Consider the following 25,401-nt stretch of genomic DNA (forward strand, 5'->3'; position numbering starts at 1 on the left):
CGCCGATGTTCGTTTGAACGCCAGCACAAGGATGGCGATCTTCGCGTCGGGCATCGGCTCGAGCATGGCGGAAAGGCACGCGAGCACATGCAATGCCTTACCGTCATTCGACCACCCTGTGCACCACATCCACGCCGCGCACCCGCATTCCCGAATGACAAATCGCGGCGTAATAGGCAGGCTGATATAGCCGAACCCGATCATCGCTACCTCGAATGTCTCTGCGCTGTCTGGCGCGGTGGGAGTTTCCTCGCGCGTGTCTGAAGAATGCCGATCCGGTGCATAGTCCGCCCTTCCTGGCTTTCGCGGTAACCGTTAGGATGGGAAGTTTCAGAAATCGTTGGCAACAGGCTTTCTGATGGCGAGAGCAGGTCGGCGAAGCCTTCTCCAGCGTTTCTCGGCCATGCGACTGGGAACGCATCGAAGCGCGATTTAGAGACGAGCCGCGAAATGCCCGGGAAGCGGAGTAGAACGTGTCGTCCAAGCTGGCTGAATGGCTCCACAAGACAGCGAATTTGCCGATCGGCTTTTGAACGACGACCGCATTTGGTCGAAACCCTGCTGCGAACCGGGCGAAACGTGCGGGCAATCGACAATTTCGCGACAGGATACTCCCGCAATACTGAAGAAGCTGTCGCAGCGTGAGGCGAGGGTGCAGCGGAACGGCTGGAGCTCGTGGAAGCGGATATACTGGACGTGGCGGCCTGCAGGTCCGCTTGTGAAGGCGTAGGGCATGTCCTGCATCAGGCCGCCCTCGGGTCCGTCCCGCGTTCGATTGCCGAGCCCACCGTTTCCAACGATGTGAATGTCGGCGGCTTCGTCAACATGCTAGAAGCGGCGCGGCTAGCGGGAGGAAGCAGCTTCACTTATGCCGCCTCGAGCTCAACCTACGGGGACGATCCGGCATTGCCCAAGGTCGAGGACGTTATCGGGAAACCGTTGTCTCCCTATGCGGTCAGGAAGCTTGTCAATGAGCAGTACGCGGAAGTCTACCGGCGTGTTTACGAGTTTAGGGCCACGGGACTTCGCTATTTCAACGTCTTCGGTCCGCGCCAGGACCCGAACGGCGCCTATGCGGCGGTCATCCCCCTCTGGACGGCGGCCATGATCAAGGGTGAGGACGTTGTAGTAAACGGCGATGGCGAGACGAGTCGGGATTTCTGCTATATCGCGAACACCGTGCAGACGAATTTGCGCGCGGCCCTTGCGGCGCAGGAGGCTCGCGGAGATGTTTACAACGTTGCCCTAGGCGACCGGACCACACTGAACGAATTGTTCGAGGTTATCCGTCACTCGCTGGAACGACGTTAGATATCGTATCGAAAGAGCCCCGCCTATGGTCCCTTGCGCGGAAGGGACTTGCGCGACAGCCAGGGGTCGATTGACAAGGCACGTTAATCCCTAGGCTATGTTCCCACACATCGCGTAAGCGAGGGATAGAGGAGGCGATGGACTGGTATATCGATTTCGTCGGCCGCTCGGGATGAGCCTCAGCCAGACTGGATGGTTTCGATGGGGACGGCATGCAATGTTCGCTCTCGCTGCGGCTGGGCTGGGCGCGGGAGTCGGAGCAATCGTATGGGCTCTGACACCGGGCCGCTATATCGCAGCCGCACAGGTCGGTTTTCCGACGGACGTTGGAGCGACCGGCGTTCGATCCGATCCCCATTCCGAACGTTTGAGCGCGACCTTATCCGAGATCGTTCGCTCTCCTGGCTTCGCGCGACGCATCCTGGAATCCGGCGCGCTGCCGGACGAGGCTACCACCGAGCAAATTCGCGAGCGGATGGATGCGCAGGTCGGACCACCGGGCTTGCTGCGCGTGATTTACGAGGCGCCAAATCAGAGGACGGCCCTAGCCGGGGCGAACGCGATCGCGCGAGTGCTCGTCGCGGACGAGGTGGCCCGGCGCCGAAGGGCGATCACGAAGCGACTGCACACCGTTGAGTCTTCTATCAAGGCGATCGCTCCCGTGTCTCGAGAGTTGGAGAAAGAGAAAACGGAAGGAGCGGGTACTTCTAATTCGATTGATGACGAGGAAGTTCCGAAGGGCGACTACGGCGGCTTGCTTGATGTTATTGAAATACAGCGGCAATATCTGAATGCCCGCATAGCTCGGATTGCTGCAGACGAGGCCGCGCGAAGCGAAGAAGATCCGATGTCGGTTCGTCCTGCGGTGACGAAGCTCGAACAGGAGCTAGCGTTTTTGGATGGGCGGCGCTCCCTCCTTGCGGAAAATTTCTCTCCCGAATATCCTGAGCTTGGCCGCTTGGACCAACGGATTGGGGAGATACGCAATCAGCTCGCCTCTCTACGAGGGGCTGCGCATTTGGAAATGGTGCACGAGGCGAATGCTGCTCGTTCCTTGGAACTGGATTTGAAGGCAAAACTCGATCGCGCATTGGCGCAGACGCGATCGGACGATCAGGTTCTTAAGACCGGGGTTGATCTAGGTTCGCCTCGAACGCTTCGGCTGGCGCAGCTTGAACAGAGCAGGCGGGACTTGATCGCGGATGATGCCAGGGAGACTGGGCCTGCCCTAGTGCACCCCGCCACCTTGCCAACCGCGCCAACGCGCGCACCCCTAGCGGTCTTCCTTACAATCGGTGCCCTTCTTGCGGCTTCCTTGGCCGAGGCGCTCCTCTGGCTACGGGTTTTTGGTCGAACTGCGCAAAGCACTGTTCCCAAGAGCGAACGAAGATCTTACAGGCACCCGGTATGACGAAGAGGGAGGGAAGTTTGCGCCATTCGGCGAGGTCGACCCGGGAGAGACCGGCCGCCTTTGCGAGCTTCGTGTTCGTGGCGTTCGCGGCGGTCGTCGCGCTGGCCGGGGGCAGTTCGCGATTCGACATGGTGCAGAACGTCGTCCTTCTGCCCGTAGGCGTCCTAGCAGCAGCCCTCGCCTGGACTCAGACGCGTGGTGTTGACTGGCGCCCACTTGGCTGGCCCTTGGCGCTGTTGGTACTTCTTGCCCTATGGATTTTCCTCCAGTTGGTTCCGTTGCCTCACAGCCTGTGGGCCTCTTTGCCGGGGCATTCTGCACCTGCGGCGGTCGATGCTGCGCTGTCGCTCGATCCCGCGCGTCCGCTTACTCTTTCCCCAGAGCGGACGCTGAACGATTTCTTCTCTCTCGGCGTTCCTATCGCTGCGGTTCTGCTGTTTGTCGCGCTGCGACGACATGCTGTTGGCTTCGCGTTCACCGCAGTGGTAGCGATCGCTACTTCCAACGCGCTGCTTGCTGTGTTGCAGATATTGAGCGGCGGTAACCGGGCGTTGTATTTTTACCGGCTGACCAGCACGGGAACGCCTGTGGGCCTGTTTGCGAACCCCAATCATGCGGCGGTATTGAACACGCTTGTAATGGTCGCAGTTGCAGTGGCAATCGCCATCATGCCGGCGGAGCCGAAATATCGGATCCGCAAGATCGTTCTCGGCGCAATCTACATTCTTCTCTTGCTCGCAGCGATAGCTGGTACGTCGCGCGCTGGCTTCCTGACTGCGCTATTGGCGGTCCTTGCTACTTGCGCAATTTTTTCGCGTCCGTTCTTGCAGCGACGGGTCGGAAGCGGTGGGAAGAAAGGGCGGGTTGTTGTAGGAATTGGTGCGATAGTACTGATCCTATTGCTAGGCGCGTTCATTCTGACCGGCCGTGCACCTGCGCTGGAACAACTTACGGGGCAAGACGCCCTTGGAGACATTCGATTCCTGGTTACTCCGACCCTGTTGGAAATGATTAGGAGCTATTTTCCTTTCGGGTCTGGGTTCGGTACATTTCAGAATGTCTATTATGTCGCCGAAAGCTCTCAGATGCTGATGCCACGGTATCTGAACAACGCTCACAACGACTGGTTGCAACTTGCGATCGAAGGCGGACTGCCCGCTTTGCTTCTGCTCGTAGGACTTTTGACTGTCCTGGGCAGGGAGATGCTCCGGCTGTGGCGTGAACGGGCGCCGTCGGCGGTTGCACTTGTAGTAGGGGGGGGCGCCGGGCTTCTGCTCGTGGCGCTCGCGAGTTATGTGGATTATCCGCTGCGTACCCCCATCTTTCAAGTCGTGTGCGTGTGGCTGGTGTGTTTGCTCCTGACCAGTGCGCGCGGACCATCCCACGAGAGCGATGCTGACCACCTATCTGGGTTTCCAAACTATTCTCGCCATCATATGGCCGTACGAAATTAGCAGCAGGCTGGCATGAAAGCTCTTACGAAATATATTTTCACAGTTGTCGTTGCGGTGGCGCTAGTCGGGTGCGCGACCGATCGAACATACGGCGGTGCTCCTGGAGTTGAGGTGACGAACCTCACCGAACTGCCGCTCCCTCCGGAAACTATCCGTTTTGCGCTACACCCGCTTGATAAGGTCGAAGTCAATGTCGTTCAGGATACTTCGGTCTCCGGAACGTATCAGGTAGATGAGAACGGAAATATTGACTTTCCGTATGTGGGCCTCGTGCAGGCTAGTGGGTTAACTCCAAACCAGTTTGCTTCCAGTTTGACCTCGCGCTTGTCACCTTCCTTCATTCGTAATCCGTCGGTAACGGTACGGCCAGTCGCAGGGTCCGAACCCACAATATCGATCGGCGGTGAGGTCGCCAAACCGGGTTCCGTACCGATACGGTCGTCCGCAACGCTTATGCGCGCGATAAACGTTGCTGGAGGCACTACTGAATACGCCAAAAAGGATGATGTTCTGATTTTTCGCCAAGTCGACGATCAACGCTATATCGGCATCTACAACCTGGAAGGCATTCAGCGCGGGAATTATGCTGACCCCGTGCTTGCACCGGGAGATGTTGTGATGGTGGGCGATTCTCCGGCGCGTAGGCGCTTCGACAAATTTCTGCAGTATTTCGGCCTGCTTTCGACCAGTGTGATCCTGCTCGATCGCGTAAGCCGCATTTCAAACTAAGGTTCGCATAATGGCTACCCGTTTTCCTGTCGCGGATGGCGATGAGCGAGTCGGTTCGATTGAAGAACCCCAAACCGATCCCTTGATCGATTTCGAACGGCTCTATCGTCGCGCGATCGAAAACAGGTATTGGTTGATTGGCCTGATCGCTGGTTTCCTTGTCCTGGGCCTTGTCGCGACGCTAGTACAAACGCCCATGTACCGCGCCGCAAGTCGCATCGAGATAAGTCGCGTCGATACCGGCGGGACTGAACTGGAAGGTGCGGAGGTCAAGAGCGAAGAGCGCGACATGCTCTATTACCAGACCCAGTACGAGCTTCTGAAGTCGCGCTTTCTCGCCGAACGAGCTGTCGAAGAAGGCGATCTGACGCAGAACCCAGAATTTCGCCAAGCGTATGATATTGCCGAAGATGCGGAGCTGTCGGTTGAGCAAGCAGCCAGCATCGCTCGGGATGCGATCACCATCGAACCACTGCAGGGGTCGACCCTCGTAGATATACAAGCTTCAACGCCTTCTCCATCCCTGTCGGCTTTCCTCGCGAATCTGTGGGCGGAGCAGTATCTGGATGCCAACTATGAGAAGCGGTTCGGTAACACCGCGATGGCAAGAGAGCAGCTGGAAAGGCAGCTTTCCGAACAGCGGGCGCGGTTGGAGCAGTCGGAAGCGGCTCTCAACAGTTACGCGAACCGGAATCAGCTTGTCGTTATCGAAAGTCGGGCGGACGATGGTGGAACGAGCCGTCAGACGCTCGTCACGCAGGAACTTGGGGCGCTATCCCAAGCCCTAGGTCAGGCTACGAGCCGTCGTATCGCCGCGGAAAGTGCCATGAGCGCGGGTCCCGGTGCGGGTTCCGATGGCGGAGCCGCGGCGCTTCGCAGCGCCCTGTCCCAGAAACAAGCAGAACTGGCAAACTTGAACGCTACGCTCGGGCCAGACAATCCGAAGGTCAAAGCTGCACGAGCCGAGATCGAATCTTTGCGGAACTCTCTTGGTAATGCCGGTAGCGTCGAGCGCAGTCTGCGTCAGGCAGAGTACCGCAAAGCGCTTAGGGAAGAGCAAGGCCTTCGCGAACAGTACGATGCCGCGAAATCTCGTTTTCTCACGCAGCAGGACCAGGGTGTGGAATATGGGATACTGGAACGCGAAGTTAATACGAACCGCGAGCTTTATAATGCCTTGCTCGGCAGGTACAAGGAACTTGGTGTCGTAGGGACCGGCACCAACAACGTGACGTTGATTGAACGAGCGCTTCGGCCAGTTTCGCCGTATTCGCCCTCGTTGATTTTGAACCTTCTGATCGCTCTGGTTCTTGGTCTTCTGACCGCTGCGGGTGCAGTTTACATACTCGATTTGGCAGATCGAACTATCCGCGATCCCGCTGACGTCAAACGGGAGTTCGACCTTGCGGTGCTTGGCCTGATCCCTTCGATCGATACCGACGACATAGGCGAGGAACTGACGAACCCGTATTCCGCACTTTCGGAGGCATATTCGTCAGTCCGTACTTCGGTAGGCTATGCACTGGATATGGACGGTCCGATCAGTCTTTTGGTGACCAGTACACGTCCGGGCGAGGGGAAGACGCTATCGTCCCTTGCGATCGCCAAGGTTATGGCGCGAACGGGCAAAAAGGTTGTACTCATCGATTTCGATCTCAGGCGAATGGGGCTTTCGGACATGCTCGGCGCGCGATCGGCGCGCGACGGATTAAGCAAGTTTCTTGCTGGCGCTGTTGATGCCCCCACCATCGTCCGCGATGAACGCTATGGACTGGATTTCATCCCGGCGGGGCGGCCACCGAAGGATCCGGTTGAACTTCTCGCGGGACCGCGACCGAAAGGCTTCCTAGAGAAGCTCAAGGAAACCTACGACGTCATTGTAGTGGATGGCGGTCCTGTTCTGGGCCTCGCCGATGCTCCGGAGCTATCGCGTTCGGTGGATGGCGTCATTTATGTCGTACAGGCTAACGTAGGAACCAACCGTTCAGTGCGACATGCCCTCTCGCGCCTGCGCAGTGCACGCGCACCGATGCTGGGTGCCGTCGTCACACAACTCGACAGCCGAAACGAGGCCTACGGGTACGGCTATGGCTATGGCTATGGTTATGGTTACGGCCCAGACCGTGTTCCGGACGATGCCTGAAGTACGGAAATCGGTATCGGCGCGCGGCCTTTTGCCGTCGGGCGCGGTGATAGCCCTTGGAGCTGTGTTGGCGGTTGCGGCGGGGGCCCAAACGGCTGGTCTGGTGTTAGCCAAAAGTGCGCCAGTTCTGGCCACACAAATTTCACCGATCAGCGCGTCTGCGAACGAGAACATCGCACGGTCGCTGGAACGAGCCGCGCTTGCTCCCGCTGGAACGGCGCAGCCTGTTTCCTCGGAGTTGCGGGGAAGGGCGGAAGGTTACGCGATAAGGGCGGCTCGATACGATCCGCTCGCAGTTGATGCTCAGGCTGTACTTGCGACCAGACTTCCCGTCGAAGCAAGACTCAAGGCAGTATTGGCGAGTAACGTTCTGTCCCGTCGATCGAGCCTTCTAAACAGTGCTCTGTTGGAAGAATACCGCCGTACCGGTGACATCGCCGGGGTGCTACGCGTTTTGGATACGACGCTCCAGATACGTCCTGGCTTGGCCCCGCAAATCATGCCCTTGATGGTGCAGTTGCTCAAACAACCCGGATCCGTGCGGGTATTCGGTGAAATCCTGTCCCAGCACCCTGAATGGGTCAATGCCTTTCTGCAGCGCGCCGCGGCTGATAGGTCAGTAGCTGACAAAATGGTGGCTTTGCGCACAATCCTCCATCGAGGTTCGACAATCACGCTGGAAACGGATCGGGACATAATGTCTGCTCTTATAAAGGCAGGACGTCTCGCAGACGCAGCGCGCATTTATAAGCTCGTCCGGCCGGATGGGGATTCTGCAGTAAGTGGCTCTGCTGACAGCCTTTCTTGGCGGAACGACTTGCCGCCGCTCGACTGGAAATTCGCTGACGAGCGCGGGCTTTATGCGCGCAACAGCGCGCGTGACCCAGATTTGAAAATTTCTGTCCGGCCGGGCTTCGGCGGGCAATTGGCGGAACGATCGCTTGCCCTGGGTGATGGAGTGCGCGGTCTGTTGCTGGAACACGACTTGCAACCGACAGACTCGCTATCATCGCTATCGCTGAAGGTGACATGCCTGACGAACGGCCAGACATTGGCCAAATCCGATTTTGGTCCTTCTCCAATGCGCCTGCAGTTTAGGGCGTCGGGCCAGAACTGCCCTATAGCCCGTATAGTGATCGATGGGCGAGTTTGGTCGGATGGCCGCAGGGTGTCTGGCACCATCGCGCCGATAAAGGTAATTCGCTGAAATTTCCAAGGCCTACCTTTCAGCGTGCACCGCGCCCGCTGAAAACCACCCCGACTGTTTTAAGTATAATCAAGGCATCGAGCCATAACGAATAATTTTTAATATAATAAAAGTCGTATTGTAGCTTTGCACCAACGGCGGTCGGGTCTGCAACGTGTCCCTGATTTACCTGAGCCCATCCCGTGATGCCAGGCCGGATGATATGTCGGTAGGCGTAAAAATCGAGCTGCTGATAGTACCACTCGGACAGCGGCACCGCTTCAGGACGTGGACCGATTAGGCTCAGATCGCCCCTGATTACGTTCCACAGTTGCGGGAGTTCATCGATACGCGTTTTACGCAGGAACCTACCTAAACGCGTGATTCTTGGGTCGTTCGCTTTGGTAATGGCATCCTCTCGCTCACCGCTGCTTACGGACGCTTGTACCATCGTGCGAAGTTTGTAGATCGTGAACTGCTTCCCGCGAAAACCAACGCGCGTTTGCCGGAAAATAGCGCCACCCGGGCTTTCCAGTTTGATAGCGAGTCCTGCTACGGCAATGATCGGAAGGGCCGGAATGAGTGCGATCGTCGAAACGAGACGCTCGATGGCGCTCTTGAAAAAGAAATAAAACTCATTGGGTTTCAGGGTACCCACGCTGTTTTCGCTGAGATGGTCTATCCGGACCCGGCCCGTCAAAGATTCGCGCAGATGTTTCACGTGGTAGATCGTCGATCCATTGAGAGCTGCCGCCGCAATCGCACGCTCCCATTCTGGAGAAAGATCGGCATGTAGATCAGCAACAACTGTCGCTTTGCTGCGGGTGATAACCGATGGATCGACGCACATGCTGTGCGAAATGCGAGGCAGTTCATTGAGCAGAGCGGTTACTTTGGGTGACGGAATCATCAGCAGCGGGGTTCGCTTAGCGCTGCGGACAAATACGTTAAACACGGCTGCAAGGCCAATGCACGTGGCGAAGCCGACCAGAATGAGAGAGAGACTGTACGGAAGCCGAAGCCATAAGAGCAACAGGGCCGAGATACCATACACTGGGAGAAACGCGGGCAGGAGGAAGGCGAACCGGCGCGCTCCTGGGAAAAGGCGCAGCTGACGGTAATTCAATAGGCTGATCGTGTTGGCAATGAGGGTTGTCAAAATCGCATTACGCGCCGGGCTTTCGCCGAGCGGTACGCCGAGCAAAACCTGCCCGTAGATCAACTGTACCAGCACGGCAAAGAGTACCGCGATCGGTAATTGGACGCGAAATCTATCCAGGAGCCCTTGATGCGCGAAATTGCGCTCATCGGAATAATCGACCGTATCCGGGCTGGCCGTCTCTGCGTCTAACCAGAGCGAAGCGTGAGACTCATCGAAGTCCGCCTGCGCTTGCTCCGTACCGGTATCGGAGAGATTTGACGGATCGTGTGGGGCCGCCCTGTTTTGCACGATTTTGCTCACTACCAGTCCCATAGCTATGACCGCTCGGGCCCTGTAATATGGCAGGCGGTACGCATTACCCCACCTTTGCGTTCCTTCGTCCTGCCAGCCCCGAGTGCCTGACCCAGGGCGTCGGGCGGTATGGTGAAAGTGACGTTTGGTCAAGCGGATGCGCGTGGTGCAGAGTGTGCACCTTCCTATTGAGCCGCTTTTGCAGGACGACCCCGGCGCTTCCCTTGGCAGAGTTGATACAGTCCGGTAGCGGCGTCCCAGGCCTCTCACAGAAGGCTTACCAGAAACATCTTTTTTTTTGAGTTTGGCGGAGCCCCTAGCCAATGAGTGCCACGCGAATCTGCCTTACAGTCAATACAACATGGAATATCTGGAATTTCCGGCGACCGCTCGTCGAGGCGCTTCTCTCCGATGGCCACGAAGTGCATATTCTCGCGCCCGAGGACGACTACGTCCCGGAAATTCAAGGACTAGGCTGCCAGTTCACTCCGCTGCGTATGGATCGCAAGGGGCTGAACCCCGTCGCAGAACTTGCCTTCCTCCGACGACTCCGAGCGCACTTGGAAGAGATCCAGCCTGATGTGATCCTTGGTTTCACAATAAAGAATAACGTTTTCGGAGCGATGGCGGCTTCCAAAGGAAACCTGCCCTTCATTCCGAACGTCACCGGTTTGGGTACCGCTTTTCAATCGGGCAGCTTTCTTAAGGCGGCATCGATAGGATTGTACCGCTCAGCCTTCCGGAAATGCCCGGTGGTTTTCTTTCAGAATGACCAGGATCGGGATCTATTCCTAAAATATGACATGATCAGAGATGAGCAGGTGCGAATGTTGCCGGGCTCGGGGATCGATCTCGAACGCTTCTCTCCCTCCCCCGATGCTGCAGAACGCATTGTATCCGAGGGTCCCGTCTTCCTCATGGTAGCTCGGTTGTTACGGGAGAAGGGTGTCGCGGAATATGCTGAAGCGGCCCGCGTAATGCGTAAGGAGCTTCCTACCGCCCGTTTTCAAGTCCTTGGGGAGGCGGGTTCAGCGTACCGTTCGGCGATTTCGCGCGCTGAAATCCGGGGCTGGGAAGAGACGCACGGGATCGAATATCTCGGTACCAGTTCCGACGTACGTTCCGAGATGCATGAGGCCGATTGCATCGTCCTCCCGTCCTACTATCCGGAAGGTGCGCCGCGATCGCTGATAGAAGCTGCGGCAATGGGGAAACCGATTATCACCACCGACACTCCTGGATGCCGAAGCATCGTGGATGACGCCACCACCGGTTACCTCTGTGCACCGCGCGATGCTGGCGATCTCGCACGAGCGATGCGCTATTTCGCCGCTCTGCCGCCGCAAGCTCGCTACGCGATGGGCAGGGCGGGGCGCACCAAGATGGAGCGCGAGTTCGATGTGACGATCGTAGTCGACGCTTATCGCGAAGCGATCGCCCAATGTATGAGCGCGAAAAACAGACCGGCATGATTGGCTCGGGGCGAGCCGATGCGCTTATTGTGCAGCCTACTTGCTCTCATCCTTCGAACGCTGGCGCGCGCGTGCAGGCGTGCCAAAAACCGTGGTATCGGGATCGACATCTTTTGTGACCGTAGAGCCGGCAGCAACCAAAGCTCCAGTGCCGATCCGTACGCCGGGCAAAAGGATGCTACCTGCTCCCACGGTCGCGTTCGGTTCGATTTTTGGCCCTACGATGTGGTCCCCGTAACCAAGAGAGATGACGTTGTCGTTGGTGCTACCGACCAGTGTGCTTACAAATGCGCCAGAGCCTACCTCCATGTTTCCGGTCAGATGGGTCAGGTCCATAACCTTCGCGTCATCTCCCACGGTGGTGTTATAGTTGATCGTGACGTACCGGCTGATGATACAACGCGAGCCCACTGAACACTGCTCCCTAATAGAAGCGCCGTCACCGATAAGTGTGCTATCGCCGATTTTCACATCATAGTAGATAACGCTATGGGGCCCGATCGAACAGGAATCGCCGATTTCGATCTTGCGCTCGAAGCTCGGCTGACGGGCGGTGGCTCCTGCACCTTTCGGTTCACGGCCAATCAGCGCGCCCGGAAAAACTTCAACCTTCTGACCCAATGCGACGCCGTCGCCTATAACGCAATGCGAGTGGATCACGCAGCCGTCCCCAATCTCGGCATCTCCGATGATCACAAAGGGGCCGACGGAAACGTTGGCGCCTAGCTTGGCTGACGGAGAAATGATCGCGGTATCGTGAAGATCGGACATTAGTTCCTCATTTTTAGCGGATCCCCGTCCTATCTATGAAGATGAGGGGGGGCTAGTGGAATGTATCGCTCGCCGCCAATTGCGCGAACGCCGGTTAGGCCGGTGGGGTACGATCCGCGAGACGGATGTTGTGCGACCGACGAGTACGTTCTAGCTGCGCGGTAAGGATCGCGCATGGCGACGCGTTACCGGCGGAACTTGTCAGACTTGTCTGGAATGACATCTAGCTCCGAGAATTTTGAACGATGGTAGAGGCCGACATATCGCTATGAATTCCTTAAACAGTTCCGTTAGCGAGATCGAACTTCCGCAGATTCACGATCCTCGAGGCGATCTCACATTCGTAGAGGGAGGCAATCATGTGCCGTTCTCGATCGCGAGAGTTTACTATCTCTACAACGTGCCAGTTGATGCCGAGCGAGGCGGGCATGCACACCGAGAACTGGAACAGGTGGTATTCGCGTTGTCCGGCAGTTTTCGGATGAAGGTCGATGACGGTTTTTCCAAGACGGAATATTGGTTGAGAGATCCGCGAAGGGGTCTGCATATCAAGAATATGATCTGGCGCGAGATGGACTCGTTCAGCCAAGGCGCCGTGTGCATGGTGTTGGCTTCCCACCCCTATGATGAAAGCGACTACTATAGGGACTATGGCGAGTTTCAGCAGGCACTGAGGGCCGGGTCATGACCGTTCCCTTTCTAGATTTGGGCGCGGCCTATCGCGAGCTGCAAGTCGATATAGACTCTGCGGTCTCGCGCGTTCTTGCAAGTGGTTGGTATGTGCTCGGACCCGAAGTCGATGCGTTCGAAGCAGAATGGGCCGACTTCTGCGATGCCAAGCAAGCGGTCGGAGTAGGGAACGGACTTGAAGCCCTCATTCTTGCCCTACGCGCATTGGAAGTGGGACCCGGTGACGAGGTCCTCGTGCCCTCCAATACATATATCGCCACATGGCTAGCGATATCCGCGGTGGGTGCGTATCCCGTGCCGGTCGAGCCCAACTTAGAGACTTACAATATCGATCCCGGCCTTATTGAAGCCGCGATCACCCCTGCTACGAAAGCTATTTTGCCGGTCCACCTTTACGGACAACCCGTCGACCTCGATCCAATTCTGAACATTGCCAGGCATCATGGATTGGCGGTGGTGGAGGATGCGGCTCAAGCGCATGGTGCGCGATACAAAGGCCAGCGGATCGGTGCCCATGGCGACATCGTATGCTGGAGCTTCTATCCCGGAAAGAATCTCGGGGCCATGGGTGATGGCGGGGCGATCACCACCAACCGCAAGGATCTAGCTGACCGGGTTCGGCTGTTGCGCAATTACGGGAGCCGGGAAAAATATGTGAACGAGGTGCCTGGCGTCAACTCGCGGCTCGATCCCCTCCAGGCTGCCATCCTGCGTGCCAAGCTTCCATACCTCGATGAATGGACAGAGCGGCGGCGCGCGGTAGCGGCTAGGTACACCGAGGGCCTGTCGAATACCCACCTCATTGTTCCGTACGTTCCAGCTTGGGCGGAACCCGCGTGGCACCTTTATGTCGTTCGGAGCCAAGGTCGCGAAGCGTTCGCTAAGTTATTGGATGACAAGGGGGTGGGAACGTTGGTGCACTATCCTATTCCGCCTCATCTTCAGCAGGCGTACGCCACCTTGGGTATTGCTGCCGGAACGCTCCCTCATTGCGAGCTGCTCGCACGGGAGGTCCTGAGCCTCCCAATCGGTCCGCATCTGAGCGAAGAGGCTGTCACGAAGGTCGTCGAAGCCTCACGGTCCTTTCAGGGGAACGACTGATTTCCGCGAAAGGAATCTTACGTGCGATGACGGTTACCGGTGGCACACAAGCCATCGGAATCGTTCTGTCGATCATTCGCATGAAGGTGCTCGCCCTGTTGCTCGGCCCCCCCGGTGTGGGTGTCTTGAGCATCTATACGAACCTTCAAACCACGGGCGTGACGCTCGCGGGGTTGGGACTATCTAGTTCCGGGGTCCGACAGATTGCGAAGAGCAAAGGCACTGCGGAGGAGGTAGACCTCGTCAGGCGGGTGATCTTGTGGGCGAATGCACTCCAAGGCGTTCTCGCGATGGCGCTCGTCTGGATATTCCGGGACGCTATCTCGAACTTTCTTTTCGACGGACCGGGCTATGGTACGGAAGTTGGTCTCGTCGGAATAGCGATCTTCCTTAGTCTTCTTTCCGCATCGCAGACCGCGTTACTACGAGGGCTGCGACGCATCGGCGATTTAGGTCGCGTCACCGTCTTGGGTGCTTTGGCTGGCACCCTCGTAGGGATTTGCGCGATTTGGATGTTCGGAATGGACGGCTTGGTAGCGCTGGTAATCGCGCAACCACTTACGGCCGTACTTGTGGCCTCCTACTTCACTCGTCGCCTTCCTCCGCCGACCACGCGGGTTGCAAGAAGGCCCGCGGATATCCTCACGGTGTGGAAGCCGATGGTCCAACTCGGGGCAGGCTTCATGATTGGAGGTTTGGCTTCTTCAGGAACACTGCTTCTCGTAAGGGGCAAGATAGCTAGCGACCTCGGGTTAGACGCTGCCGGACAATTCGCAGCTGCCTGGGGAATTACCGTCACCTATGTGGGCTTCATGCTCAATGCCATGAGCATGGATTATTACCCACGTCTGGCTGAAATCATAGAAGACAGGGATCAGGCGCGTAGCCTGATGAACGAACAACTTCAGATTGGGCTCCTGATAGGGACCCCCATCCTCGTAGCACTTATCGGGCTCGCACCTTTGGCAATCCGCATCCTCTATTCTGATCAGTTCGACGATGCAGTCACTCTCCTCCAGTGGCAGACCTTAGGAAATATATTGAAGTTGTCGAGTTGGTCATTGAGTATATCAGTGGTCGCAGCCGCGAGATCCCGTATGTACCTCCTGATGGAGGCTTCCTTTTTAATTCCATTTGTATTCTTGTGTTACGTTTTCTTGCCTCGCTACGGGGTTGATGTTGCGGGTATTGCATTTTTGATTTGCTACGCAATCTATTTCCTTACGGCTCTTTCGATGGCACGACGGATTGCAGACTTTCATTTCGAGAGCCGATCAATGAAATTGCTCGCTATATCGATCGTCATTGGGGGCGGGGTGCTGGCTCTATCACTCACTTTCCCCCTTGCCGGTGGGATTGCCGCCATCGTCTCATCTCTCGGGACTGGCTTTGTTGGAGGGCATATACTGCTGGAGAAGGTAGGCTTGAGTCGCTACACGGCGCCGATGTTCCGCTTCTATTCCTTCGTTCGCTGGCCGGTATCTGATTGATGGATGACACCGCAAAGATGTCGGAGAAACCGCTTGTCAGTTTCGCGCTATTCGCCTTCAATCAGCAGGAGTTCATTGGTGAGGCTATAATTGGAGCGCTGTCGCAGACATATCAGCCGCTCGAAATTATCCTTTCAGACGATTGCTCGAACGATAATACGTTCGCGATAATGAAGGATATGGCTGAAGCTTATGATGGGCCGCATCGGCTTGTCTTGCGCCAGAACAAGAAAAACGTCGGCGTCGCCGAACATGTTAACCGAGTCATCGACTTAGCTAGCGGAGAACTTTTAATCGTCGCCGCTGGGGATGACATCTCGCACGAGGATCGGGTATCAGCCGCTGTTGAAGCGTTTACGGATGATGATCGTCTTGCGGTGTTGGAAACTGGTTATGCCGAAATAGATGATCTCGGTAACGCGACAGGGCGCATTCATTCTTACTCAGACGTGCAGTTCGATTTGGCCTCCTACCTGGCAAAGTCGGAGCGACGGCCAGTCGGTGCGTCTAGAACCTACCGAACCGAAACGCTGCGGCTGTTTCCGCATCTATCTCCAGATTGTCCGACTGAAGATACCACGCTGATGCTCCGATGCCTGTTTGCTGGAGAAGGCAGGGCGGTGTCCAAAGCGTCTATCCAGCGACGCATTCACGACAACAATCTTTCAGCCAGGAAACGGCTAGCTGTCATGCCGCTTGAGCCACTACGGGACCAGTACCTCGCGGACGCCAAATACGCGTTGCATAAAGGTATGATCGACAGCGAAGCTTTTAAATTGGCAACCGACTGGGCTCGCACCGAGTTCTGCTTGCGAAAGAGCTTTCAGTGGCTATGGCAAGGTGAGAATGCTTTCGCAATCGCCCGCAAAGTGACCTTCATGCAGGCTCCATGGAATGCGAAGGCTCGGGCATACTGGCGTTTGACCAGAGGTATGGCTCGGTCGGGAGCTTCAGAATGATTGCGCGGTTCCGTCGGGTTGGGACTGATCTCCTTAACCGAGTTGTTCATTCTTCGGCGATCCCGGTAGTGTATTTCGCGAGCACGAGTAACGTAGGTGACCTTCTCAACCCCTACATGATACCGAAGCTTGCGGGTCGGCCAATCTACCGGGCACGTTCTACGCTGTTTCCGCACGTACGAGCTATAGGGAGCGTGATCGGATCAGCTAATCGGCAGAGCTACGTTTGGGGCTCGGGGTCGATCGATGGCAAGGTTCCCGACCGAGCGCTGGACCCGTCCAAGGTCTTTGCATTGCGTGGGAAGTTGACACGAAGCATGCTGAGCGAAGCTTGTGGGGTCAGCCCCAGCGTGCCTTTGGGCGATCCAGCAATATTAATGCCGGACTTTTATAACCCTCCCGTCGAAGTCGAACATCAATGCGGAATTGTTCCTCATTTCGAAGACCTGGAACTGGTGCTGAATTTGTCGCGTAAGATTGCCGGCGTCAAGGTGATCGATGTGAGGCAGAAGCCCGAGGATTTCGTGACGGATCTCAAGGCTTGTCGTCGTGTTATCTCGTCCTCGCTTCACGGGTTAATCCTTTCGGATGCATACGGCATACCAAATGTGCGGGCTACGTTCTCGGACAAATTACTTGGCGGCGACTTTAAATTTTCAGATTATTATAGCACGACTGATTGTGAGGATGCGTTTTCCTGCCAAGTCATTGATGAAGATCAACTGCGCGAGCTCGTGGCTACGATCGAGCGTTCTGCCACAGTCGCTCGATCTGTGGTAAGCACGACGGATTTGCTCGATGCGTTCTCTCAGATGCACGAGTCGATGCCTTCTGGTTGAAGTTGCGCGAACAGACTGCCGCGCTTGGTATGATACAGCGCGAACCACGATCCGCTTCTCGACGGCGAACGAGTGAGGCAGGATCATTGATAGAGGCGTTCGATGAGCATTAAATGGTCCAGCGTGCGTTTCCGGGGTGACCCGGATCCCCTAAGATTGTCGAGTGTTGCGCCGCGCGAGTTCAGCGAGGTGTTCGAGCCGCTTGACTACACGCCGTATTATCCGCGGGTCATTGAAACAAGCGGCCGCTTCACAATCACGCGATCAGCCGCCGTTTATCCCAGCCTTCGTCTCACGAAACACACTTTGTATAAGCGCCTTTATTCCTTCCTGCAGATCAATGCGATTTCTATCGCTTCGTTAGCTACGCGCGGTTCTGAATCGCCTGCTCGCGGGAACGGGCAGTACGGCATCATTCATTCAGCTTGGTCGACTGGTTATTATCATTGGCTTACAGAGGGACTTCCAAGAGCGCTGCTGTTGAAGCAAGCTTTTCCCGACGCGACTGCGCTGTTGCCGACACCGCGATATGCGCCCTTTCTGGAATCTCTCGCCGCAGTCGGGCAAAAAGATCCGGAGTTTTTCCCCGGGGGCAAAAACGTTAGGCTTATCGATCCAATTTTGACTACTTGCCCTGATTATATAGCGACAACGGCCCCCAGCGTGTTGCGGAACCTTCGGCAGCATATTCTCAAGAGTTTCGAGGTTCCGCAAAACACGCCATCCCGGAAGATATATGTATCAAGGGCCCGCTCTCGTTCGCGATACGTAATTAATGAAGAAGAAGTAACTTCGAGTTTAATAAAAAAGGGGTTTGAAGTTGTATATGCGGAAGAGTTGAGCTTTCGCGATCAGGTTATCCTGTTTAACCAGTCACGAGTTCTCGTCAGCATACACGGGGCCGGGTTATCAAATGCGCTCTTCATGCAGCCAGGTTCCAGTGTTATCGAGTTGCTGCCATACAGAAACGGGGTCTTAGATTATCATAGGGGCCGCAACTCGCTCAGACATGATGCGTGCTATGTTAGGCTTTCTGCCGCAATGAACCTGAATTACTCATTTATTCAATGCAGACAAAGCACACCTAGATATAAAAGAACTTTAAATTCTGATATTTATGTTAATGTCAACGATTTGGATAGGGCTCTCGAAGCCGTATACTGAGTCTCCAAGCATAATTTACGTATTTGAAGAGAATACAAATATATGAAAAATATTCTAAGGCGCTTTTTGAGCAATTTTCCTACGGGAAAATACGGGGATTATGTTTATTCCTTGATAAAGTTTTATGTTGCTCATTCTCGCTTACCTTCGAAGCCGGATGTTCTTTTTAATGACTATTTATTCAAACTCAAGGTGTCCGATGAGATTGAAGACGTCATGCGTCAGGTATCTTCTGACAAAGGCATGGTGAAGGGCTTTGCAAAGACCATAATTGCTGGCGCTCGTTTCCCCAAAACCTTGGGTTTTCTCGAAAGTCGTGACCAGATCGCTTCTTTCACTGCTGACCAGCCATGCGTGATAAAGCCAGCCCACAGCAATGGCGATGTTATTTACCTCGACACAGGCGATAAGATAGTTGGAGAGAATCTCGCCAAGGCGTCCCGGGCTCTTACCCGTGATATATATAGGGAAACCCGCCAGCGTAATTATAAGAATTTGCGGCGTAGACTGATATGTGAAGAAATGCTTCCCGACGGTCCGGATATTATCGATTATAAGGTGTTTTGCTTCAAGGGCGTGGCAAAATCAATACAAGTAGATTTGAGCAGGCACTCTGCCCATAGGCGTAATATCTATAGTGCAACATGGGAATTGCTCGACATCACTTACAACTTTCCTCGAGGCAATCCGGTGCCGCGGCCGAGTTGCCTTCCAGAGATGCTCAGTTGGGCCGGAGAGATATCGCAGCTTTTCGAGTTCGTAAGGGTCGATTTCTTTGTCAGCGAAGGTCAACTCTATCTTGGGGAAGTTACTCATTGTCCCGAGGCTGCTCATGGGAGGTTCGGCTCGTTAGAAGAGGAGCGCCATTTTTCCCGGATACTCTTTGGCAAAGCTTAAAGGTTATTCGGTCGCCTCATACCTTTTGACCCAGTTGATTGTGCCCCGTAGGTCGCTTGGACGCACCGATCTTTTGAGCGAATGCCGGGAATGACTGGGAGCGATCGGCTGGCGACGGGGGATGGTTGACTCGGTTCCGTCCTCTCTCCAAGAGCCGCCGATGTCGAAGATACTGTATCTGAGCCGGACTGGGATGCTTGAACCGCTCGGTCTCACGCAGGTGCTCTCCTATTTGCGCGGTCTCTCGCGAGACCACACTATCACCTTGATTTCCTTCGAACGTGGCGGAGACGAGGAGGGCGAAGCACGAAGCGTTGGGGTACGGCAATTCTGCCGGGAGCATGGCATACGCTGGGTAAGGTTGCAGTATCGAAATCGTCCGCGCTGGTTAGCAGGAGCGCTCAATCTCGCAACTCTGTGCGCTGCGGTCTTTCGAGAGATATTGCGCGACCGGCCGGACTTGATTCACGCGCGATCATACATTCCCGCAACGGCGGCTTGGGCAGTCAATCGCTTGATGGGCCTTCCGTACGTATTCGATATGCGATCCCTCTGGCCCGAGGAACTTATAACCTCGGGTCGCGCCAAGCGAGACACGTGGGCGTATCGTCAGATTGTGCGAATGGAAGGACGGTTGCTACGCGACGCCGCAGCTGTCGTTTCGGTAACCCATGCGGCCATTGACTGGCTAAATAAAGAGCATCCTGGGATGCTTGAGGAGCGACGCGTTCACGTCATTCCGGGAAGTGCAGACCTTCAGCGCTTCCAGCCCGCCGTACGGACGTCGGAAAGGCCGCTTTTGTTTGGGTGTCATGGATCGATAACCACGGGGTGGTTTCGGCTGGACTTGCTCGCTCGTACATTCGCGAATTTAGCCAAGCGATACCCAGACGCGAAATTCGAAATCGTGACTACGTCGCCACCTGAGGAGGTTATGAGCGCATTCGATGGCGCGCGAACGTTCTCCGATCGTTTGAGAATATTTGCAGTGACGGCGGGCGACATGCACGAGGTTTTAAGGCGTCACGATCTCTCTATTTTCTTCTATTCATCAGGTGCCGCTTCAGAGATCGGTCGATCTCCGGTGAGAATGGGCGAGGCTCTCGCTTGCGGTTTGCCAGTACTTACCAATGGACAGATCGGCGATGTCGCGGAAATCGTCAGGAAATACAATGTCGGCGTATTACTCGAGGATGGAAGCGAAGCTGGTATAGATGACGCTGTCAGCCGGGTTTTGCGCATGGTTCGCGATCCTGCGGTTTCGGATCGCTGCCGCCGAGCGGCTGAAGAGATTTACTCGCTAGATGTCGGAACCGCTGCGTACCTGCAAGTGTACCAACAGGCTCTCAAAAGCGAGAATTCGTGATATGATGGTCAAGATGCTGGCCCGGTACAGCAGAAATGGAGCGTCAAGCCGTCTGCGCTTCCTCCAGTATCGTGCGGAGCTCCAGACGGCCGGCATAGAAAGCGAGTTCTCTCCTTTATTTTCTGAGAACTACCTCGATAAGCTCTACAGCGGTCGTAATACGTTTGTTTCGGCGTTCCGATCTTACTTCGGTCGTGGTTCCGAATTGTTATCTCGTTCGGCTAATGATCTTCTATGGATCCAATCTGAATCACTCCCCTGGTTGCCGTGGGCGATCGAGGCCGGTCTCCTTCCTCGGCAGGTGCCGCGAGTTGTCGATTGCGACGACGCGATATTCCACCGGTATGATCTGCATCGAAAGGCTGCGGTTCGTTCGCTCCTGGGATCTAAGGTGGACCGCTTGATGGAAAGTTCGTCCCTGGTCACGGCAGGCAACGAGTATCTCGCGGAACGGGCCCATGCTGCGGGTGCTCAACGGGTCGAGATCGTTCCAACTGTTGTCGATATGAAGAGATATGCTTGCAAGTCCGCGAGCGACTATAAATCCGATCCCGTGATAGGGTGGATCGGTTCTCCGAGCACTTGGCGTGAATATATGGTCCCCTTGATCCCCACCTTGGCTGAGATCGCCAAGCTGGAGAACGCGCGCATTCATGCGGTCGGAGGTGAAGCGTCAGGCGACGCGCTGGTGGATACCATTCCCTGGGTGGAAAGCGAAGAGGCAACGCGTTTGCGCTCGATGGACATCGGTATCATGCCGCTCACTGATACCCCGTGGTCCCGAGGAAAGTGTGGGTATAAACTCATCCAGTACATGGCAAGCGGATTGCCAGTCGTTGCTTCGCCTGTGGGAGTTAACGCGGAAATTGTAGAAGATGGAGTAAATGGTTTCCTGGCTTCGTCACCGGCAGAGTGGCGAGAAGCACTTACAGTACTTTTACGTGACCCCGACTTGCGACATAAGATGGGAGTGGAAGGGCGGAAGAAGGTAGAGAAACAATATAGTCTTTCGGTATGGGGGCCGAAAGTTGCGTGTCTTCTGAAGCAGGTTATGGGTTGATTTAGGGTGGTTTACTTACTTACCTATATCGCCCTCATTATATTAAGTGTGACGCGCTTCAAGCGGGCATATTGGTTCGCGATCTTTGGCTTGTTCGTCTTTGTCGCATTTAGGTTTGAGGTAGGTTGTGACTGGTCGGGATACTATAACCAATACCGTGTCTTCGGCAGTTATCCGTTCGAAAGATTAATTTCCGACAGCGAGCCTGTTTGGGTAAACATCCTAGCGTTCCAGTATTCACTCGGAATACCCTATCCTTGGATCAATGTGCTTTGCAGCATCGTTTTCTTTGTTGGCGTGCACATGGTGGCCAGACGTCAGAGAAATCCCTTAGCATACCTAACTCTTCTTTTCCCTGTCTTAATTATGAATATGCCCATAACAGCAATTCGCCAGGGGCTTGCGATCGGGCTGATTTGCGGAGCTTTCTTAGCATTCGTCGATCGTCGGTTAATTCGGTATGTTTTTCTGGTCCTACTCGCTGCCGGATTTCATTCCAGCGCTCTTATATTTTTGCTGCTTGCTCCCCTTATTTACGGCGATGTGACGAAAGCGCGGCTGGCAATCGCCGGTATCTTGGCGGTTCCGGGAGTAATTGTTCTCTTGTCGACACAAGCCGCAGAAACCGCGACAGTCAGATATGTCGTAGGAGATTCGGAGGCCGCGGGCGCGATCTTCCGGATTCTGCTTCTCGTTCTAACCGGAGGGGGATTTCTCTTGTTTCTAAGGAAGCAATGGAAACTAATGGATCCAGACCTTTATAGGTTGGTCCTGATAGGATCGCTGATGATGGTCGCGCTACCAGTTACTTTGCTAGCCTCTTCCGTTATCGGGGATCGGCTTGGTTATTACCTTGTGCCAATTCAAACGATTATTTTCGCTCGGCTACCCTATCTGCATATTCCGCATCTCCGTCGCGCGGTAATAGTGGCCCCATATATCGCCCTACTCTTAATGCTAGGCGTGTGGACCACCTTTTCCTCTCATTTTCGAGATTGCTATCTTCCTTATCAAACTTGGATCGGCGGTTTTCCACCGGCGACCCAGTTCGCTTATTAATACCTAGCAGCGGTATTATCGAGATTAGGCTCCTCTCTAGACATGATGACTTTCAACCTATCCCCTTGCTCCCGTATGTTTGAACCGGCTAGGCGGGCAAGCCATGACCGATGAATTATCCTGGAAGGCTGTTCCTGCCAGATCGAACCGCAAGGGCATCATTCTTGCAGGTGGCAGCGGCACGCGGCTGTGGCCACTCACGCGCGGTGTCTCAAAGCAACTGATGCCGGTATATGACAAGCCGATGATCTACTATCCGCTCAGCGTGCTGATGCTGGCGGGAATCCGCGAGGTGCTGATCATAACCACGCCGGGTGATGCTGCCGCGTTCGAAGCGCTTTTGGGCGATGGTTCGGACTGGGGCATGGAACTGCGCTACGCCGTACAACCCAATCCGGATGGCTTGGCACAGGCGTTCCATATCGGGGCGGATTTCGTTCGCGGGGGACCCAGCGCCCTCGTCCTCGGCGACAACATCTTCTACGGCCACGGACTGGCGGAACTGCTGAATAGCGCCAATCGCCGTGATGCAGGAGCGAGCGTATTTGGCTACTATGTCAGTAACCCGGAAGCATACGGGGTGGCTGAATTCGATAGCGACGGGCAGGTCGTTTCGCTTGAAGAGAAGCCAAGCGATCCAAAATCGAACTACGCCGTAACGGGCCTCTATTTTTACGACGAGACGGTGGTGGATCGAGCCCGCGATCTCGAGCCGTCGGCACGTGGCGAGTTGGAAATCACCGACCTTAATCGCCTGTATCTGGACGATTCAGCACTGTCGGTCGAAATTATGGGGCGGGGTTTTGCGTGGCTCGACACGGGAACGCACGCCTCTCTGCTCGATGCCGGAACCTATGTCCGGATCACCGAGGAGCGCCAGGGGCTCAAGATTTGTTGTCCCGAAGAGATAGCATGGCGCAACGGGTTTATCGATTCGGAGCAGTTGGCCCGGATCGCCGAGCCCCTGCGCAAATCAGGATACGGAGATTATCTCCTGAACCTTATGCGTTGAGGCGCGTGGTCCAGCGGGTTGGCGCTGGTTTTGCCAATCAAATCGGCTTGATCGACAATCCCTGACGGTACTGCATGACGATATTCGCGCGTACCGGCGAGCTCCCGACAGTGACCGCCGCCTCCGAAAACTTGGGCTTCAGATCCAGCAGGGAGAGTTTGGGATTGCCGGTGAAGCCGCCGCCGTCGTTCCAGTCCGATTTGCCGTTATTGTTGGCATCGTGGCGGACGGCCACGGCATAACGACCGGGCTTGTCGATGGGGAAGCAGAAGCGCATGGTTCCGGGGCTGGAGCGTCGCTCCTCGATCCGCATTGCCCATTCGCCCTTGTCCAGGAAATCATTTGCATCAGGGCCGTAAAGCTGGGCGCGCACGGTCCCTGTATTGTTCTTGAAACCGCTCACCGTCACGGTGATGGAGGGCGCTCCCGCCGTGCACTGGCGGTTGGGGGTGCGTGTTTCCGACAGCGCCGGACTGGCCGTGGTGAGAAGGGCGGCAACCGCTGCGAGCGCGCCGGCTCCGTAAAACTTGTAACGCATGGTCGTAGATCACCTGTTGCTTCAGAAAGTTTGTTTTGCGTTCGGGTTATAGCAAATCGGCATGCATCCAGCATGAATGCGGGGTGGGAGCGACCGATCTGCAGACTTGCGCTTTTCACTCGGTTTGACCAACCGCTGTTGCATGAACGGCGAGATTCTGTTCCTCTTCAACCATGATGCGCCGCATCAGGTGGCGCATATCGCGGGAATTGCGAAAGCGGCGCGTGAACTGGATCGCACCGCCCCGATTACGTGTGCCTGCAGCACGCCCGCTATCCGGGCGCAGGTGCGTGCGGCGCTCGGGGAAGGGGTGAGCGACAAGGTCGAGTGGTTCGATTTCGCGCTCCCCGCTTGGCGAGAGGCGGCACTGGCGGTTCCCAACCTGATCGCCCCGGTCCGCAGGCTTCGAAGGCTCGATTATCACGCGGCGCGCCTGAATGCCGCTGCCGTGGTCGTCAGCGCGGAGCGAACCTGCCTGCGAGCGCGCGCTCCAAGGAGCGGCACCCGCTTCGTCTACGTCCCGCATGGGGCCGGCGATCGCGCCGTGGCGTATCATCCGGACAAGGGCGGGTTCGATCTTATCCTCGTCAGCGGAGAGAAGACCGCGCGCGAGATGGTGTCGCGTGGCGTGGCCGCGGAGGAGCGAGTACGCGTCGTAGGTTACCCCAAATTCGATACGATCGACCTCTCACGCCGCGAGCGCTTCTTCGTGAACGAGCGACCGGTCTTCGTCTACAATCCCCATTTCGACCCCTTCCTGTCGAGCTGGTACAGCGAGGGGCCCGCGCTGCTGGACTGGTTCGCGGATGGGGACGGGCAGGCCTTCAATCTCATCTTCGCGCCGCACATCATGCTGTTCAGGAAGAAGCTGCACATATCGCTCGAATATCGCACCGCACGGCTGCGACCGGATATCGAGAAGCGATGGCGCGAAGCGGAAAATATCCTGATCGACACCGGGGGGCGCCGGCTCGTCGATATGAGCTACACGCTCGGTGCGGATGCCTATATCGGCGATGTCTCCAGCCAGGTTTACGAGTTTCTGATACGCCCCGACCGGTGTTTTTTCTCGACACCTTTTCGCACGATCCTCGCTCGAGGGAACACGCCTATCCTGCGTGGAGGTGCGGCGATGTCGCGAAGTCGGCGGAAGAACTTTCGCGCCTTCTTCCCTTCTATGACGAGCGGCTCGCGCCTTATCGCAAGGAGCAGGAGGCGATCTTCTCCGATACGGTGTCGCACGACCCATCGAAAACCGCCTCGCAACGCGCGGCGACCGAAATTCTGAGAGCCGCC

22 protein-coding genes are annotated in these 25,401 nt (G+C 56.0%); 19 read left to right on the plus strand and 3 right to left on the minus strand.

Features of this window, described 5'->3' with window-relative positions; translation table 11 throughout:
- The first annotated feature begins 666 nt into the window (after positions 1 to 666).
- From F7D01_RS13610 to F7D01_RS13635, 6 genes are all read left to right on the plus strand, one after another.
- The gene (locus F7D01_RS13610) at positions 667 to 1,311 is read left to right on the plus strand and encodes an NAD-dependent epimerase/dehydratase family protein (RefSeq protein ID WP_255750558.1); all 645 of its coding nucleotides are present in this window, start codon (positions 667 to 669) and stop codon (positions 1,309 to 1,311) included.
- A 217-nt stretch (positions 1,312 to 1,528) separates the two neighbouring features.
- A complete protein-coding gene (locus tag F7D01_RS13615) occupies positions 1,529 to 2,722 on the plus strand; it encodes a hypothetical protein (RefSeq protein WP_215227995.1) in 1,194 nt (397 codons plus the stop codon).
- Positions 2,723 to 2,793: 71 nt separating this feature from the next.
- Positions 2,794 to 4,176: an O-antigen ligase gene (locus F7D01_RS13620; protein ID WP_215227996.1), complete on the plus strand. Its 1,383-nt coding sequence runs from the start codon at positions 2,794 to 2,796 to the stop codon at positions 4,174 to 4,176.
- Positions 4,177 to 4,188: 12 nt separating this feature from the next.
- Positions 4,189 to 4,905, plus strand: a complete 717-nt coding sequence (locus tag F7D01_RS13625; RefSeq protein WP_215227997.1) for a polysaccharide biosynthesis/export family protein — start codon at positions 4,189 to 4,191, stop codon at positions 4,903 to 4,905.
- A 10-nt stretch (positions 4,906 to 4,915) separates the two neighbouring features.
- Complete coding sequence (locus F7D01_RS13630; protein WP_215227998.1) at positions 4,916 to 7,048, plus strand: polysaccharide biosynthesis tyrosine autokinase; 2,133 nt, start codon at positions 4,916 to 4,918, stop codon at positions 7,046 to 7,048.
- Entirely contained in the window at positions 7,011 to 8,255 is a 1,245-nt protein-coding gene (locus F7D01_RS13635) for a hypothetical protein (protein WP_215227999.1), read from the plus strand. Before F7D01_RS13630 ends, F7D01_RS13635 begins: the two co-directional genes overlap by 38 nt.
- Positions 8,256 to 8,274: 19 nt before the next feature.
- On the opposite strand, the gene F7D01_RS13640 is transcribed toward F7D01_RS13635, so the two are convergent.
- Positions 8,275 to 9,696, minus strand: coding sequence for a sugar transferase (locus F7D01_RS13640; RefSeq protein WP_215228000.1), 1,422 nt, complete (start codon positions 9,694 to 9,696; stop codon positions 8,275 to 8,277).
- 314 nt (positions 9,697 to 10,010) lie between these two features.
- Between F7D01_RS13640 and F7D01_RS13645 the strand changes: the two genes are divergently transcribed.
- Entirely contained in the window at positions 10,011 to 11,159 is a 1,149-nt protein-coding gene (locus F7D01_RS13645) for a glycosyltransferase family 4 protein (RefSeq protein WP_215228001.1), read from the plus strand.
- Between the two features lie 36 nt (positions 11,160 to 11,195).
- Here the strand turns inward: F7D01_RS13645 and F7D01_RS13650 are convergent, their stop codons facing one another.
- The gene (locus tag F7D01_RS13650; protein ID WP_215228002.1) at positions 11,196 to 11,930 is read right to left on the minus strand and encodes a DapH/DapD/GlmU-related protein; all 735 of its coding nucleotides are present in this window, start codon (positions 11,928 to 11,930) and stop codon (positions 11,196 to 11,198) included.
- A gap of 268 nt (positions 11,931 to 12,198) precedes the next feature.
- Between F7D01_RS13650 and F7D01_RS13655 the strand changes: the two genes are divergently transcribed.
- The 11 genes from F7D01_RS13655 (at position 12,199) to rfbA (ending at position 23,567) form a co-directional block, all read left to right on the plus strand.
- A complete protein-coding gene (locus F7D01_RS13655; protein WP_215228003.1) occupies positions 12,199 to 12,618 on the plus strand; it encodes an FdtA/QdtA family cupin domain-containing protein in 420 nt (139 codons plus the stop codon).
- A complete protein-coding gene (locus tag F7D01_RS13660) occupies positions 12,615 to 13,721 on the plus strand; it encodes a DegT/DnrJ/EryC1/StrS aminotransferase family protein (RefSeq protein ID WP_215228004.1) in 1,107 nt (368 codons plus the stop codon). Before F7D01_RS13655 ends, F7D01_RS13660 begins: the two co-directional genes overlap by 4 nt.
- Positions 13,722 to 13,747: 26 nt before the next feature.
- Complete coding sequence (locus F7D01_RS13665) at positions 13,748 to 15,211, plus strand: O-antigen translocase (protein ID WP_215228005.1); 1,464 nt, start codon at positions 13,748 to 13,750, stop codon at positions 15,209 to 15,211.
- Entirely contained in the window at positions 15,211 to 16,170 is a 960-nt protein-coding gene (locus F7D01_RS13670) for a glycosyltransferase (RefSeq protein WP_215228006.1), read from the plus strand. The genes F7D01_RS13665 and F7D01_RS13670 overlap by 1 nt, the downstream gene beginning before the upstream one ends.
- Positions 16,171 to 16,286: 116 nt before the next feature.
- The gene (locus F7D01_RS13675; protein ID WP_256443708.1) at positions 16,287 to 17,009 is read left to right on the plus strand and encodes a polysaccharide pyruvyl transferase family protein; all 723 of its coding nucleotides are present in this window, start codon (positions 16,287 to 16,289) and stop codon (positions 17,007 to 17,009) included.
- A gap of 102 nt (positions 17,010 to 17,111) precedes the next feature.
- On the plus strand, positions 17,112 to 18,173 hold the full coding sequence (locus F7D01_RS13680; RefSeq protein ID WP_215228008.1) for a DUF563 domain-containing protein: 1,062 nt from the start codon (positions 17,112 to 17,114) through the stop codon (positions 18,171 to 18,173).
- Positions 18,174 to 18,215: 42 nt separating this feature from the next.
- Positions 18,216 to 19,070 carry an ATP-grasp fold amidoligase family protein gene (locus F7D01_RS13685; protein WP_215228009.1) on the plus strand — a complete coding sequence of 285 codons (855 nt, stop codon included), beginning with the start codon at positions 18,216 to 18,218 and terminating at the stop codon, positions 19,068 to 19,070.
- A 193-nt stretch (positions 19,071 to 19,263) separates the two neighbouring features.
- A complete protein-coding gene (locus F7D01_RS15610; RefSeq protein ID WP_371819727.1) occupies positions 19,264 to 20,436 on the plus strand; it encodes a glycosyltransferase family 4 protein in 1,173 nt (390 codons plus the stop codon).
- Position 20,437: 1 nt separating this feature from the next.
- On the plus strand, positions 20,438 to 21,496 hold the full coding sequence (locus F7D01_RS13695) for a glycosyltransferase family 4 protein (protein ID WP_215228011.1): 1,059 nt from the start codon (positions 20,438 to 20,440) through the stop codon (positions 21,494 to 21,496).
- A gap of 48 nt (positions 21,497 to 21,544) precedes the next feature.
- Complete coding sequence (locus tag F7D01_RS13700) at positions 21,545 to 22,555, plus strand: EpsG family protein (RefSeq protein WP_215228012.1); 1,011 nt, start codon at positions 21,545 to 21,547, stop codon at positions 22,553 to 22,555.
- A 103-nt stretch (positions 22,556 to 22,658) separates the two neighbouring features.
- Positions 22,659 to 23,567 (plus strand): glucose-1-phosphate thymidylyltransferase RfbA, encoded by a 909-nt coding sequence (gene rfbA / locus F7D01_RS13705; protein ID WP_215228013.1) that lies wholly within the window; start codon positions 22,659 to 22,661, stop codon positions 23,565 to 23,567.
- 37 nt (positions 23,568 to 23,604) lie between these two features.
- Here rfbA and F7D01_RS13710 read toward each other — a convergent pair whose 3' ends face one another.
- Positions 23,605 to 24,105, minus strand: coding sequence for a DUF2141 domain-containing protein (locus tag F7D01_RS13710; protein WP_215228014.1), 501 nt, complete (start codon positions 24,103 to 24,105; stop codon positions 23,605 to 23,607).
- Between the two features lie 142 nt (positions 24,106 to 24,247).
- On the opposite strand from F7D01_RS13710, the gene F7D01_RS13715 reads away from it, so the two are divergent.
- Positions 24,248 to 25,393 (plus strand): hypothetical protein, encoded by a 1,146-nt coding sequence (locus tag F7D01_RS13715; RefSeq protein ID WP_215228015.1) that lies wholly within the window; start codon positions 24,248 to 24,250, stop codon positions 25,391 to 25,393.
- Positions 25,394 to 25,401 lie beyond the last annotated feature (8 nt).

It is taken from the genome of Erythrobacter sp. 3-20A1M, from assembly GCF_018636735.1.
Lineage (GTDB): Bacteria > Pseudomonadota > Alphaproteobacteria > Sphingomonadales > Sphingomonadaceae > Alteriqipengyuania.

Coding starts and splice junctions, on each gene's coding strand:
- F7D01_RS13710 (WP_215228014.1), bottom strand. CDS start 24,105: ATGCGTTACAAGTTTTACGGAGCCGGCGCGCTCGCAGCGGTTGCCGCC.
- F7D01_RS13655 (WP_215228003.1), top strand. CDS start 12,199: ATGAATTCCTTAAACAGTTCCGTTAGCGAGATCGAACTTCCGCAGATT.
- F7D01_RS13615 (WP_215227995.1), top strand. CDS start 1,529: ATGTTCGCTCTCGCTGCGGCTGGGCTGGGCGCGGGAGTCGGAGCAATC.
- F7D01_RS13675 (WP_256443708.1), top strand. CDS start 16,287: ATGATACCGAAGCTTGCGGGTCGGCCAATCTACCGGGCACGTTCTACG.
- F7D01_RS13660 (WP_215228004.1), top strand. CDS start 12,615: ATGACCGTTCCCTTTCTAGATTTGGGCGCGGCCTATCGCGAGCTGCAA.
- F7D01_RS13715 (WP_215228015.1), top strand. CDS start 24,248: ATGAACGGCGAGATTCTGTTCCTCTTCAACCATGATGCGCCGCATCAG.
- F7D01_RS13650 (WP_215228002.1), bottom strand. CDS start 11,930: ATGTCCGATCTTCACGATACCGCGATCATTTCTCCGTCAGCCAAGCTA.
- F7D01_RS15610 (WP_371819727.1), top strand. CDS start 19,264: ATGCTTGAACCGCTCGGTCTCACGCAGGTGCTCTCCTATTTGCGCGGT.
- F7D01_RS13635 (WP_215227999.1), top strand. CDS start 7,011: ATGGTTACGGCCCAGACCGTGTTCCGGACGATGCCTGAAGTACGGAAA.
- F7D01_RS13625 (WP_215227997.1), top strand. CDS start 4,189: ATGAAAGCTCTTACGAAATATATTTTCACAGTTGTCGTTGCGGTGGCG.
- F7D01_RS13680 (WP_215228008.1), top strand. CDS start 17,112: ATGAGCATTAAATGGTCCAGCGTGCGTTTCCGGGGTGACCCGGATCCC.
- F7D01_RS13645 (WP_215228001.1), top strand. CDS start 10,011: ATGAGTGCCACGCGAATCTGCCTTACAGTCAATACAACATGGAATATC.
- F7D01_RS13630 (WP_215227998.1), top strand. CDS start 4,916: ATGGCTACCCGTTTTCCTGTCGCGGATGGCGATGAGCGAGTCGGTTCG.
- F7D01_RS13695 (WP_215228011.1), top strand. CDS start 20,438: ATGATGGTCAAGATGCTGGCCCGGTACAGCAGAAATGGAGCGTCAAGC.
- F7D01_RS13670 (WP_215228006.1), top strand. CDS start 15,211: ATGGATGACACCGCAAAGATGTCGGAGAAACCGCTTGTCAGTTTCGCG.
- F7D01_RS13665 (WP_215228005.1), top strand. CDS start 13,748: ATGACGGTTACCGGTGGCACACAAGCCATCGGAATCGTTCTGTCGATC.
- rfbA (WP_215228013.1), top strand. CDS start 22,659: ATGACCGATGAATTATCCTGGAAGGCTGTTCCTGCCAGATCGAACCGC.
- F7D01_RS13685 (WP_215228009.1), top strand. CDS start 18,216: ATGAAAAATATTCTAAGGCGCTTTTTGAGCAATTTTCCTACGGGAAAA.